Annotated in this window: 15 protein-coding genes and 1 tRNA gene; 14 read left to right on the top strand and 2 right to left on the bottom strand. The window is 64.4% G+C overall.

The window, feature by feature from the left end; translation table 11 throughout:
• The first annotated feature begins 103 nt into the window (after positions 1-103).
• The 10 genes from ruvB to queC all read left to right on the top strand — a co-directional run bounded on the left by ruvB (position 104) and on the right by queC (position 8,446).
• Positions 104-1,144, top strand: a complete 1,041-nt coding sequence (ruvB, locus tag AC5P67_RS14520) for a Holliday junction branch migration DNA helicase RuvB (RefSeq protein WP_005410754.1) — start codon at positions 104-106, stop codon at positions 1,142-1,144.
• A complete protein-coding gene (gene ybgC / locus AC5P67_RS14525; RefSeq protein ID WP_062605806.1) occupies positions 1,134-1,565 on the top strand; it encodes a tol-pal system-associated acyl-CoA thioesterase in 432 nt (143 codons plus the stop codon). The genes ruvB and ybgC overlap by 11 nt, the downstream gene beginning before the upstream one ends.
• A gap of 10 nt (positions 1,566-1,575) precedes the next feature.
• Positions 1,576-2,355, top strand: coding sequence for a protein TolQ (tolQ, locus tag AC5P67_RS14530; RefSeq protein ID WP_005410752.1), 780 nt, complete (start codon positions 1,576-1,578; stop codon positions 2,353-2,355).
• A gap of 24 nt (positions 2,356-2,379) precedes the next feature.
• On the top strand, positions 2,380-2,808 hold the full coding sequence (gene tolR / locus AC5P67_RS14535; protein ID WP_005410751.1) for a protein TolR: 429 nt from the start codon (positions 2,380-2,382) through the stop codon (positions 2,806-2,808).
• Complete coding sequence (gene tolA / locus AC5P67_RS14540) at positions 2,798-3,853, top strand: cell envelope integrity protein TolA (RefSeq protein WP_005410750.1); 1,056 nt, start codon at positions 2,798-2,800, stop codon at positions 3,851-3,853. Before tolR ends, tolA begins: the two co-directional genes overlap by 11 nt.
• Positions 3,854-4,136: 283 nt before the next feature.
• Entirely contained in the window at positions 4,137-5,456 is a 1,320-nt protein-coding gene (gene tolB, locus AC5P67_RS14545) for a Tol-Pal system beta propeller repeat protein TolB (protein ID WP_005410749.1), read from the top strand.
• A gap of 64 nt (positions 5,457-5,520) precedes the next feature.
• Positions 5,521-6,039 (top strand): peptidoglycan-associated lipoprotein Pal, encoded by a 519-nt coding sequence (pal, locus tag AC5P67_RS14550; protein ID WP_005410748.1) that lies wholly within the window; start codon positions 5,521-5,523, stop codon positions 6,037-6,039.
• Positions 6,040-6,042: 3 nt separating this feature from the next.
• The gene (gene ybgF, locus AC5P67_RS14555; RefSeq protein ID WP_005414274.1) at positions 6,043-6,861 is read left to right on the top strand and encodes a tol-pal system protein YbgF; all 819 of its coding nucleotides are present in this window, start codon (positions 6,043-6,045) and stop codon (positions 6,859-6,861) included.
• A gap of 139 nt (positions 6,862-7,000) precedes the next feature.
• A complete protein-coding gene (gene queE, locus AC5P67_RS14560) occupies positions 7,001-7,702 on the top strand; it encodes a 7-carboxy-7-deazaguanine synthase QueE (protein ID WP_099473404.1) in 702 nt (233 codons plus the stop codon).
• Positions 7,703-7,780: 78 nt separating this feature from the next.
• On the top strand, positions 7,781-8,446 hold the full coding sequence (gene queC, locus AC5P67_RS14565; RefSeq protein ID WP_005410745.1) for a 7-cyano-7-deazaguanine synthase QueC: 666 nt from the start codon (positions 7,781-7,783) through the stop codon (positions 8,444-8,446).
• Positions 8,447-8,633: 187 nt separating this feature from the next.
• Here the strand turns inward: queC and AC5P67_RS14570 are convergent, their stop codons facing one another.
• On the bottom strand, positions 8,634-9,590 hold the full coding sequence (locus AC5P67_RS14570) for a DUF2268 domain-containing protein (protein WP_262094570.1): 957 nt from the start codon (positions 9,588-9,590) through the stop codon (positions 8,634-8,636).
• Between the two features lie 179 nt (positions 9,591-9,769).
• Here AC5P67_RS14570 and AC5P67_RS14575 point away from each other — a divergent pair.
• The 4 genes from AC5P67_RS14575 (at position 9,770) to AC5P67_RS14590 (ending at position 11,300) form a co-directional block, all read left to right on the top strand.
• Positions 9,770-9,845: transfer RNA gene (locus AC5P67_RS14575), tRNA-Lys, on the top strand.
• 271 nt (positions 9,846-10,116) lie between these two features.
• The gene (locus AC5P67_RS14580; protein ID WP_262094572.1) at positions 10,117-10,497 is read left to right on the top strand and encodes a hypothetical protein; all 381 of its coding nucleotides are present in this window, start codon (positions 10,117-10,119) and stop codon (positions 10,495-10,497) included.
• Between the two features lie 3 nt (positions 10,498-10,500).
• Entirely contained in the window at positions 10,501-10,902 is a 402-nt protein-coding gene (locus AC5P67_RS14585; RefSeq protein ID WP_262094574.1) for a hypothetical protein, read from the top strand.
• Positions 10,899-11,300 (top strand): hypothetical protein, encoded by a 402-nt coding sequence (locus AC5P67_RS14590; RefSeq protein ID WP_262094576.1) that lies wholly within the window; start codon positions 10,899-10,901, stop codon positions 11,298-11,300. The genes AC5P67_RS14585 and AC5P67_RS14590 overlap by 4 nt, the downstream gene beginning before the upstream one ends.
• 38 nt (positions 11,301-11,338) lie before the next feature.
• On the opposite strand, the gene AC5P67_RS14595 is transcribed toward AC5P67_RS14590, so the two are convergent.
• Positions 11,339-12,202, bottom strand: a complete 864-nt coding sequence (locus AC5P67_RS14595; RefSeq protein WP_423172702.1) for a phage integrase central domain-containing protein — start codon at positions 12,200-12,202, stop codon at positions 11,339-11,341.
• Positions 12,203-12,234: the final 32 nt, after the last annotated feature.

Below are 12,234 nucleotides of genomic sequence, written 5' to 3' on the forward strand. Positions count from 1 at the left end.
AAGCCCGCTTCGGCTGTTGCTCTGGATGTTGCCGTTGCCGTTGCCTCTGCGGGTGCCGGGCGCAGCCCGGCCGAAACCCGCACTTTTGCCGCATAATCAGCACATGACCGACGACCGCATCATCGGCGCCGGCGCCACCCGCGAGGATGACGCCGCCGACGCCAGCATCCGCCCCAAGCGCCTTGCCGACTACCTCGGCCAGGTGCCGGTGCGCGAGCAGATGGAAATCTACATCCAGGCGGCCAAGGGGCGTGGCGACGCGCTCGACCACGTACTGATCTTCGGGCCGCCGGGCCTGGGCAAGACCACCCTCAGCCATGTCATCGCCAACGAACTGGGCGTGGCCCTGCGCGTGACCTCCGGCCCGGTGATCGAAAAGGCCGGCGACCTGGCTGCGCTGCTGACCAACCTGCAGCCGCACGACGTGCTGTTCATCGACGAGATCCATCGCCTGTCGCCGGTGGTCGAGGAAGTGCTGTACCCGGCGATGGAAGATTTCCAGATCGACATCATGATCGGCGAGGGCCCCGCCGCCCGCTCGATCAAGATCGACCTGCCGCCGTTCACCCTGATCGGCGCCACCACCCGCGCCGGCCTGCTGACCGCGCCGCTGCGCGACCGCTTCGGCATCGTCCAGCGCCTGGAGTTCTACAGCGTCGAGGAACTGACCCGTATCGTGCGCCGCTCCGCCAGCATCCTCGGCATCGACTGCACCGCCGATGGGGCAGGGGAGATCGCGCGCCGCGCGCGTGGTACCCCGCGTATCGCCAACCGCCTGCTGCGACGCGTACGCGACTATGCGCAGGTCAAGGCCGGTGGCCACATCGACGAGCCCGTGGCCCAGGCCGCGATGAAGATGCTCAAGGTCGACCCGGAAGGCTTCGATGAGCTTGACCGGCGCCTGCTCAAGACCATGGTCGACTACTTCGATGGTGGCCCGGTCGGCATCGAATCGCTGGCCGCGGCGCTGTCCGAAGAGCGTGGCACGCTGGAAGACGTGGTCGAGCCGTACCTGATCCAGCAGGGCTTCCTGGTGCGTACCGCGCGTGGCCGCATGGCCACCCACAAGGCCTACCGGCACATGGGTCTGAAGCCGAAGAACCCGCCGCAGGACCTGTTCGCGGAGGTTCCCGATGTCGGTTGAGCCACTATTCAGTTGGCCGACACGCATTTACTGGGAAGATACCGACGCTGGCGGCGTGGTCTACCACGCCCGCTACGTGGCCTTCATGGAACGGGCCCGGACCGAATGGATGCGTTCGCTCGGCTACGGCCAGGAGCGCATGCGCGCCGAGCACGGGATGGTCTTCGCGGTGCGCTCGATGCAGATGGATTTCATCAGGCCGGCACGGCTGGATGACACCCTGCAGGTGAGCGCCCGCCTGGTCCAGCTGAAGAAGGCCAGCATGGTCTTCGACCAGCAGATCCTGCGCGACGGCGAATTGCTGCTGTCGGCCCAGGTCCGCATCGCCGCACTGGACGCGGCCAGTTTCCGCCCGCGTGGCATGGACGAGGCCGTCCTTGCCGTGCTGCAACCCCACCTCCACCCCGAATCCGAACACTGAGGAACAACGGATGATCGCAACGCTCCTGGCCCTGCAGGCCACGGTCACCGAGGCACTGCCGGCCGACGTCAGCAACGCCGCGACACAGACCCTTGCCCAGGCCACCACCGGCGGCGGCATCAACTACCTCGAACTGATGGCCAAGGCCAGCCTGCCGGTGAAGATCATCGTGCTGCTGCTGCTGGTCGGCTCGTTCGTCAGCTGGGTGATCATTTTCCGCAAGGCCCGCGTGTTCAAGCAGGCCACCCGCGAAGCCGACGAGTTCGAGAACCGCTTCTGGTCCGGCGCGGACCTGGGCAAGCTGTACAGCGCGGCCACCGACCGCAGCCGCAGCGTGACCGGCCTGGAAGCCATCTTCGAAGCAGGGTTCCGCGAATACACCCGCCTGCGTGACAAGCGCCGCCTGGATGGCCGCGCCCAGCTGGAAGGCGCGCAGCGTGCGATGCGCACCACCTATACCCGCGAAGTGGACCAGCTCGAGCGCAACCTGGAACTGCTGGCCAACATCGGTTCGACCGCGCCGTACGTGGGCCTGGTCGGCACCGTGTTCGGCATCATGGTGACCATGCACGACATGATCAGCAGTGGTGCGCAGGCTGGCATCGCCGCCGTCGCGCCGGGCATCTCCGAGGCACTGTTCGCTACCGCCATCGGCCTGTTCGTGGCGATCCCGGCGGTGTGGGCCTACAACCGCTTCACCACGCGCGTTGAGCGCATGTCGGTGCGGTTCGAGACCTTTGCCGAAGAGTTCAGCTCCATCCTGCAGCGCCAGAGCGCTGGCGACGAGTAAGCGCCTGACCCGGGAGTCCAAGCCATGTCCGCTGCCATCGGTCGCCGCAAGCGCCGCAAGCTGAAATCGGAAATCAACGTCGTTCCCTACATCGACGTCATGCTGGTGCTGCTGATCATCTTCATGGTCACCGCGCCGCTGCTCACCCTGAGCTTCGACGTCGACCTGCCGCAGTCCAACGCCAAGGCGCTGGAGAGCAAGCAGGACCCGGTGATCGTCTCGGTGCGGCAGGACGGCCAGCTCAGCCTGAAGCTGCCCGATGCCAAGGAACCGACCGCCGTGTCGGCCGAGGAACTGGAAGGCCGCCTGGCCGGCATCGCCGCCCAGGACAAGGGCGTGCGCGTGATCGTCGCCGCCGACCGTGCCGTGGCCTATGAAAAGGTCATCGCCGCGATGGATGTGATCAAGCGCGCCAAGGTAGACAAGGTAGGCCTGGCCACCGATGCACGCTGACGCCCTGCCACCCCCGCATCAGCGCGAACCCGGCTGGGGCCTGCCCCTGGCATTGGCGTTGCTGGTGCACCTGCTGGTCGCGCTGGTCTTCATCGTGGCCTGGTTCTGGTCGCCCGAGCGCAACACCGACGCCGCCGCCGGTGATCCGTCGGTCGAGGCCAGCCTGGCGCTGTCCGCGTCGGAGGCTTCCGCTGCGCGCCAGGCCCTGCGCCAGTCGGAAAAGCTGGAAGACCTGCCGCCGCCGGTGGCCGAGCCCATCCCGGTGCCGGAAGACACCATTCCGCCGCCGCAGCCGATCCCGGAACCGCGCCCGCAGGACGCGCCCACGCCGCAGCAGCAACAGGCGCAGGAGCGTGTCGCGCAGCCGGATACCAAGGACCAGGAAGCGGTGAGTGCGCTGGCCATCTCCCAGGAGAAGGCCAAGCAGGAACAGGAAGCCAAGCGCCGACAGGAACAGATCGACCTGACCGAACGCAAGCGCCAGGAAGAAGCCGAGCAGAAGCTGCGCCTGGCCAAGCAGCAGGAAGCGGACGAGAAGAAGAAGCAGGCCGAGCAGGAGCGCGTGGCCGCTGACAAGGCCGAGGCCGAGAAGCAGAAGAAGATCGCCGAGATCCGTGCCCGCCGCGAGCAGGCCGAGAAGGAAGCCAAGCTGGCCGAGCAGAAGCTGCGCCAGGTGGCCGCCGCGCGCAATGCCGCCGGCAGTGCCGCTGCCGGTTCCAGTGGTGCCTCGCAGCCGGCCGCCGGTGGCGGTGGCAACAGCGACGACCTTTCGGCCAAGTACGCAGCCGCCATCCAGGCCAAGGTGCTGTCGCAGTGGGTGCGCCCGGATACGGTGCCGTTGGGCCAGCGCTGCCAGATCACCATCACCCAGATTCCGGGTGGTACGGTGATGCAGGCCAAGGTCAGCCCGAACTGCCCGTACGACGAGGCCGGCAAGCGCTCGATCGAGGCCGCCGTGCTCAACGCGCAGCCGCTGCCGTACCGCGGCTTCGAGTCGGTGTTCGCACGCACGCTCAACTTCACCTTCACCGCCCAGGATCGCTGAGGCGGGCAGGGCAGGGTGGCTCTCCGCTGCCCGCGTCCACGGATGTCGCGCTTGCCTCTGGCAGGCCAGGTCTCGGCCGGGCAGGCTGTGGGCTGCTGTCGGACACCGCCCCGCAGGGCGGCGTGACGGGGCACATGGGCGCGATGTTAGCCACGACGTTAACGGTGCGTGAGAGGACGGGCTGGAACTGACCCGGAATTCACGTACCCTTGGTTCATGATTGCGAAGCGGTTCACTGCCGCTTTGTTATCCCTCGTTCCGGTTTCCCCCTATTGAGCGCTCCATGAAAAAGATGCCTCGCTGGCTTGCCGTGTTTGCGGCCCTGTTGCTGCCCTTTGCTGCCGTCGCGCAGCAGAAGGGGCTGGATATCGACATCATCGGCGGCAATGCTTCCGCGCTGCCGATCACCATCGTGCCGATGCCTTACCAGGGGTCGTCGGCTGCACCGCAGACCGACGTCGCCGGCGTGGTCCGTGCCGACCTGGAGCGTTCGGGCCAGTTCCGTACGCTGCCCGAAGCGCAGATCGTCGAGAAGCCGGTGCGCGGCGGCGACATCCAGTTCGCCACCTGGCGCGCGCTGAAGCAGAACTACATCGTGGTCGGCCGCGTGCTCGACGCCGGTGCCGGCGCCTACCGCGTCGAGTACGAACTGTTCGACGTACCCAAGGGCGAGCGCCTGCTGGGCCTGGCGATGACCGCCCGTGGCAACGCCATGCGCGACGTTGCCCACCAGATGGCCGACGCCATCTACGAAAAGATCACCGGTGTGCGCGGCGCCTTCTGGACCCGCATCGCCTACGTGACCGCCAGCGGCAAGGGCGACGCCATGCGCTACGCGCTGATGGTGGCCGACTCCGATGGCTTCAATCCGCAGACCATCGTGCGTTCGGCCGAGCCGCTGCTGTCGCCGTCGTGGAGCCCGGATGGCAGCAAGCTGGCCTACGTCAGCTTCGAGCGTGGCAATTCGGCCATCTACATCCAGAACATCGGTACCGGCGCGCGTGAGCTCGTCACCAGCTTCCGCGGCATCAACAGCGCCCCGGCGTTCTCGCCGGACGGCCGCAAGCTGGCCCTGACCCTGTCGCGTTCGGGCAACCCGGAAATCTACGTGATGGACCTGGGCAGCAAGCAGCTGACCCAGCTGACCAACCACTTCGCCATCGATACCGAGCCGACCTGGGCGCCGGACGGCAGCGCGGTGTACTTCACCTCCGACCGCGGCGGCCGTCCGCAGGTCTACAAGGTCGGCGCGGGCGGCGGCAGCGCCGAGCGCGTGACCTTCCAGGGCAACTACAATGCCAAGCCCTCGGTGTCCTACGACGGCAAGAAGATCGCCGTCGCCCAGGGCTCGGGCAACAGCTACAAGATCGCGGTGATGGACAGCTCGCTGGGTTCGCCGCGCTGGAGCACGCTGTCCCCGGGCTCGCTGGATGAATCGCCGAGCTTTGCGCCCAACGCGAGCATGGTGTTGTACGCCGCCCGCGAAGGTGGCCGTGGTGTGTTGTATGCCGTCTCGGCCGATGCGCGGGTTCGCCAGCGCCTGGTCCTGGCCGATGGTGATGTGCGCGAGCCGGCATGGTCCCCATACCGTACCCAGCGCTAAAAGAGTGTTAATATTTTCGTTGTCTTGAACCCCTCATCGGCCTAGGAGCCACAAAGGTATCGCCATGAACAAGTCCACCCGCGTTCTGCTTGTTTCCCTGCTGTCTGTGGCCGTCCTGGCCGGCTGCTCGAAGAAGGTGAAGGAAGAGCCGGCAGCCCCGGTCGACACCGGCACCTCGACCACCACCCCGACCGGTCCGTCGACCTCGGGCCTGTACGGCCCGGGCGACCTGGATACCGACGCTTGCCTGCGCCAGCGCGTTGTCTACTTCGACCTGGACAAGGAAGACGTGAAGCCGGAATTCCAGGCCATCATGGCGTGCCACGCCAAGTACCTGCGTGACCGTCCGTCCTCGCGCATCACCCTGCAGGGCCACACCGACGAGCGCGGTTCGCGCGCGTACAACCAGGCCCTGGGTGAGCGTCGTGGCAACGGCGTCAACTCGGCCCTGCAGGCCAACGGTGGCTCGGCTTCGCAGCTGACCGTCGTTTCCTACGGTGAAGAGCGTCCGGTCTGCACCGAGTCGAACGAGTCCTGCTGGTCGCAGAACCGTCGCGTCGAAATCGTCTACACCGCGCAGTAATCCATGCGCATTGGCATCAAACTGATGCTGGTCGTTGCGGCAGCCCTCGTGGCTGCCGCACCGGCGCATGCACAGCGACAGAGCCTGGCTGACCGTGTCGGCGCGCTCGAGCAGCAGATGTACAACAACAGTGCCAACCAGGACCTGTTGAACCAGATCAACCAGCTGCGGCAGCAGGTCACCAGCCTGCAGGCCTCGATCGAGCAGTTGCAGCACGACAACGCCCAGCTCAAGCAGTCCGCCCAGGACCAGTACCTGGATCTGGACAGCCGCCTGAACCGGTTGGAAGGGGGCAATGCCGCCCCGGCCCTGCCGCCCGTTCCGGCGAGCGCGCCGAAGGCCGCACCGGCCCCGGCAAAACCCGCAGCGGCGGCCACTTCCGAGCGGCCGCCTTCCGTCCATGGTGATGCTGGCAGCCTTGCCGCCACTGGCGACGAGCGCACCTCCTACAACGTCGCCTTCGATTCGCTGAAGGCCGGCAAGTACGATGATTCGGCACAGCTTTTCCTGAGCTTCCTGCAGCTGTATCCGAACGGCGTCTACGCGCCGAACGCGCTGTACTGGTTGGGCGAGAGCTACTACGCCACCCGCAATTTCCCGATGGCCGAGACCCAGTTCCGTGAACTGCTCGCGCGCTATCCGACCCACGACAAGGCCGCTGGCGGCCTGCTCAAGGTTGGCCTCTCGCAGTATGGCGAGGGCAAGGTCGACCAGGCCCAGCAGACGCTGGAGAGCGTCGTGGCGCAGTACCCGGGCTCGGACGCCGCGCGCACCGCCCAGGATCGGCTGCAGTCCATCCGCCTCGGCAAGCAGATCCGTTGATCCGCTGACCGGGCGTACAATGCGTACCCTGGCGCCGGGCTGATTTCCGGCAGCCTCCTGTAGAGCCGAGCCCATGCTCGGCTGCTTTCGTTTCCGGCGCCGATAAATCGGTCGCCCGTCCCATGAAGAATTGTTTGCCATGACCGCCGTTACCCCGTCCAACGCCGTCGCTACCCCCAGCGACATCGTGCAGTCGCCGCTGCCGCGCCTGAAGATCACCGAGATCTTCACCTCGCTGCAGGGCGAAGCCGATACCGCCGGCTGGCCGACCGTGTTCGTGCGCCTGACCGGCTGCCCGCTGCGCTGCCAGTACTGCGATACGGCCTATGCCTTCCACGGCGGCACCTGGTGGGACATCGACGACATCGTGGCCGAGGTGCTGGCCCAGGGCGTGCGCCACGTCTGCGTGACCGGCGGCGAGCCGCTGGCGCAGAAACGCTGCCTGGTGCTGCTGCAGAAGCTGTGCGACGCCGGCATGGACGTCTCGCTGGAAACCTCCGGCGCGCTGGACGTCAGCGCGGTGGACCCGCGTGTATCGCGCGTGGTCGACATCAAGACCCCGGGGTCGGCCGAAGTGGCGCGCAACCGCTGGGAAAACCTGCCGCTGCTGACCGCACGCGACCAGATCAAGTTCGTCATCTGCAGCCGCGAGGACTACGACTGGGCCAAGGCCCTGGTCGCCGAGCACGAGCTGGTGAAGCGCTGCACCGTGTTCTTCTCGCCCAGCAAGGGCGAGATCACCGCGCGGCAGCTGGCCGACTGGATCGTCGAAGACCGCCTGGCGGTGCGCTTCCAGATGCAGTTGCATAAAATCCTGTGGAACGACGAGCCGGGCCGATGAGCCCGCGCGGCGTTCCCTGATGTAGCTCCGGCGCGGGACAGCGTGCTGGCTTTCCCCTCCCAACCGGATGTTTTACCCATGAAGAAGGCAGTCGTGCTTCTCTCCGGCGGCATGGATTCAGCCGCCGTCATCGCCATGGCCCAGGAACAGGGCTTTGCCGTGCATGCCCTGAGCGTGCGCTATGGCCAGCGCCATACCTCCGAACTGGATGCCGCCGCCCGCGTGGCCAAGGCCCAGGGCGTGGTCGCGCACAAGACCGTGGACGTGGACCTGCGCAGCATCGGTGGCTCGGCGCTCACCGATGACATCGACGTGCCCGAGGCCGGCGGTGCCGGCATTCCGGTCACCTACGTACCGGCGCGCAACACCATCATGCTGTCGCTGGCCCTCGGCTGGGCCGAAGTGCTCGGCGCCAACGACATCTTCTGCGGCGTCAACGCGGTGGATTATTCCGGCTACCCGGACTGCCGCCCCGAGTTCGTGGCCGCGTTCCAGGCGCTGGCCAACCTGGCCACCAAGTCGGGCGTGGAAGGTGCGGGCATCAAGGTACACGCGCCGCTGCAGTTCCTCAGCAAGGGCCAGATCGTCAGCGAAGGCGTGCGCCTGGGCGTGGACTTCGGCCTGACCGTGTCCTGCTACAACGCCGACGCCAACGGCGCCGCCTGCGGCCACTGTGATGCCTGCCGCCTGCGCGCGCAGGGCTTCGCCGAAGCCGGCGTGCCCGACCCGACGCTATACGCCTGATCGCCCTTGGTAGTGCCGGCCGCTGGCCGGCTTCCCTGATGGGTGTGAATTTCCAGATGGTGGGTGCGAACTGCTCCTCGGTGGGTGCGAACCTTGGTTCGCACTCCCCGACCCGCCGGGTAGGTCTGACTCTGGTGGGTGCGAACCGTTGGTTCGCACTCCCTGACCCGCCAGGCATGGCCCGGCGCTACCGCTGCCGCAGCCACCCCGACGCTTCAATAAACATCCGCACCGCCCCCGGATCGGCATAATCCAGCTCGATCATCCGCGCGATCCCAGCCTTCTCATCCTTCTGCTGGCGCATGTACTCCTGCGCGATACGGTAGCCGGCGTAGTACCCCACATCACCCACCCCGAACGGATTACGGGCGCTGTTGTACAGCCAGTTGTCCAGATCCCCGCCGTCCATTTCAGCGACGAAACGCGTGCGGATTTCCGCTTCGTGCGCGGGCCCGTAGCTGTACAGCGGCAACGCCGGCCGACGCCCGCTCAGCCGTTCGGCCACATACTCCGCCACGCCCTCGCGCACCGCGTACTGCGCCAGGCTGCCGGTAGTCTCGCGCTGCTGGGTATGCACGTACTCGTGCAGGTTGTTCTGCGCGTTGTTCGCGCCCGGCCGGCTGTCGTAGAAGATTCGCAGGCGGTCGCGCATGTTCGCCGGCAGCTCGCTCACGTCCACGCGCTCATCGCCCAGCGCCATCTCCGCACCGATCAGTACCTTGTCACCCAGCGTGGTCCCGCCAGTACGCAGCACGCCCACGGCATAGGTGATGGTGGCCGGGCGCAGGGCGGGGTAGAGCGTGCGGAAGGCGGCCAGGTCCCGTTCCAGTGTGGCGCTGGCCTGCTGTGCGTTGGCGGTGAGCGGTCGCACCGAGGTCCAGAAGCGCGGCCACGCGTTCATGGCCTCGGCGTATTCGCGGGCGGTGTAGTTGCGCACCTGCATCAGCGCATGCAGTCCAGGGCTGCCCGGATCGATGTAGCGCTGCTGGACCAGCGCCACTTGGCGCTCGGCGTCGGGTTCGGCGCGCACCGCATCGTAGGTGGCCCAGAAGCGGGCGATGTCGTCGGTGACGACCTGGGACGGGGCAGCCAGGGCTGCGCAGGGCAGCAGCAGGGCGGCAATCAGGCTGAAGGGCAGGCGCATCCGGAATTCCGCGATGGGATCACAGTTGAGATGCGACGTTGGCCCGGAAGGTTTAAGCCCGCGGCCCAGATCGAGGTAGTGCCGGCCGCTGGCCGGCAACCTCGACACACCGGGGTTTCACGCGATCGGCCAAAGTAGGGTAGAATGCCCACCCCGCCGAAAGGCTGGGGTAGTGCAATGGGCCGTTAGCTCAGTCGGTAGAGCAGAAGACTTTTAATCTTTTGGTCGAAGGTTCGAATCCTTCACGGCCCACCAATGCAATCAACGACTTAAAGCGCCCTTGTGGCGCTTTTTTCGTCACGTCCGTAATTCTCTCCGTAATTCCGGTCAATCTTTGCCCCCGCACCTTGCGGGGATGGCATGGCAGCTTTAGCAATTACAGCTGTTCTGGATGTGCACCTGTTTACAGGCTGGCTATGATCCGGCTTGCAGAAGCAGGTATGATCCGCGTTACATCGCACCCAGTAGACAGTGGACGTCAGTGCCTACCATCAATGACTACAAAAGCAAAGGTGCCATACAACACATGGCGCCTTTCCTCGGCGTGTTTTTGGGTGCAGTTCTTGCATGGTATATCGCAGCAAGGATTGATCCCGAGAAGGTAGTTCAACCAGCCGAATGGGCGGTTCGCTTGTTCAGTATCTTGACGGCCACCGTAATGTGGGCATTGGTGACTAGTTGGGCTCAGAAGAAGGAGATGTACGGGGGAGGGCTGGTGGACATGTGCGATAGCCAGGACCGCCGACTGAACGTGGTCCGCCTTTGCTATTTCGGCCTCCTGCTCATCTCGACCGCAGCCCTTGCATCCAAGGATTTCACGCTCTACTGGATCGTGGCAGCGCTACTGTTGCTTTCGGTCGTGTCTGAAATTGGCTGGCGACGGCCAGCCCTGATCTTTGGATGGTGAGATATGAATAAGCTAAAGAAGTTCATAGTATTTGTATGGGGTACAGCGGCTGTACTCTCAACTGGGTTTGCCTTGTCCAAGGTCGCCGCTTCAGAGTATGCGGTGCATATTCCGGTAGTGCTTTTCGCTGGGGGTGTCCTGGCTATAGGTGGGGTTCTTTCTCTCGAACGGCTTCTCAAAGTTGGTGAACATCATTCAGAAAGAGAAGTTTCATTCGAATTTGAGCTCGTTGACCTTGCTTCTAATCATGGGTCTTCCGCCCAGGTGATTATTTTTAAGGCGATAGAAGTGGAAGCGTGGCGAAGAGATGTCCAAGGCAAAATTTGTGCATTCTTGAACTTTCCCGATCCACATTCCTCAAGTCGTCACTCGTCCTTTTCCAACTTTGAGGCTACTCCTCGATGACCGCAGACATCAGGCTTAACGCGTTAGTCGTTTGCGAAGAGGTGCGCCGTGAGGTGGATGGGCGTTGCACAATGATCGGTGTTTGGCCCGACAACGTGATATTTTTGGACTCTGAAACTGGTGGCAAGCATGAGTTCAATTCCCTAAACTTGTACTTCCAGTTTTCCGGTAAGGCTGGCTTGCTTCCAATTCAAGTGCATGTGCGGCTTAAGGATGATGGATACGCGCCCTTCGAGCTGGGCAAAGCCGCCTTTCATGATGACGTGAACGTTGTAAACGTGAGGCTGAAGACTTTTCCCACTTTGGGATTCGGACGTCACGACGTAGAAATAATGGTGGGAAGTGCTGCCTTTAAAACATGGTTTGATGTCGCACGGCGCGAAGAGAGTTTGTCGTAGTTAGGTCTCTCTCAATGCGCGCTTCTAACAAGCATGGCTTAGCTCTTGTCTGTTAGACCTGCAGGGCGAACGCGCGGGACACTCTTGTCATAGACCTTCATCATCGCGTCGGTAACGCCGAGTGCATCTTGGCGCTCGGCGCGATTGCCGACCGTGTCGGTGTCGCCCTTTCGCTTGAGGTCGTGCAGGCTGAAGCGTTCCTTGGCCACGATCACCTCGGAGGCGATTGCGAGCTGGATGAAGCGCTGCCAGGTGCTGTCCAGGCTGGTCTTCTGCAGAGGTTCGCCGTGCTCAGCGAGGAACAGGTGACGTTGGTCGGCCCGCATGTGCACCGGAAGGCTGTGGCGCTCAATGATGGCTTCACGGCGCGCGATCGCGGCATCCCATGCGCCCCGTAGCCGTAGTGTCCATTCCACCAGATTGTCGCGGCTGCGCTTGCGGCGATTGGTGTGCAGCCCCTCGGTGGTGCCTTGTGCCTCGGTAAGCGTTAGCGTCTCAATGCCCCTCAGTCTGCAGAGGTAGCCGAGTTCCATGATCATCCATAGATACGCCGGCACCGATCCCTCGGTCCTAGCCGTTCGCATGGAGCGCTCACGGGCGAATGCCAGCAACTTTGCATATGCTGCATCAGTAGGAAGACGCTGGCGCTTACGCTCCTTCGCCTGTTCCAGCCCCTGCGCAGGATTGCGGTCAACGATTCCCCGGTTGAGCGCCCAACGGAACATCAAGCGCGAGTAGCGCAGCACCTTGTTTGCTTTGGTGGGCGTGCCTGCTGACTCGATCTTATCGATCAAGCGCTGGAAATTGTGGTTGCGCAGCTTCGCAACCTGGAGCTTTCCGAATAGCACCCCAAGGTTTGGGATAGTTGATGAGTACGTTCCGCGCCGACTCGTAGTCGTCACAGGTTCCTGCTGCAAGGCCCTTGAACTTTGCG

This window comes from Stenotrophomonas sp. YJH_SMC_21 (assembly GCF_059369555.1).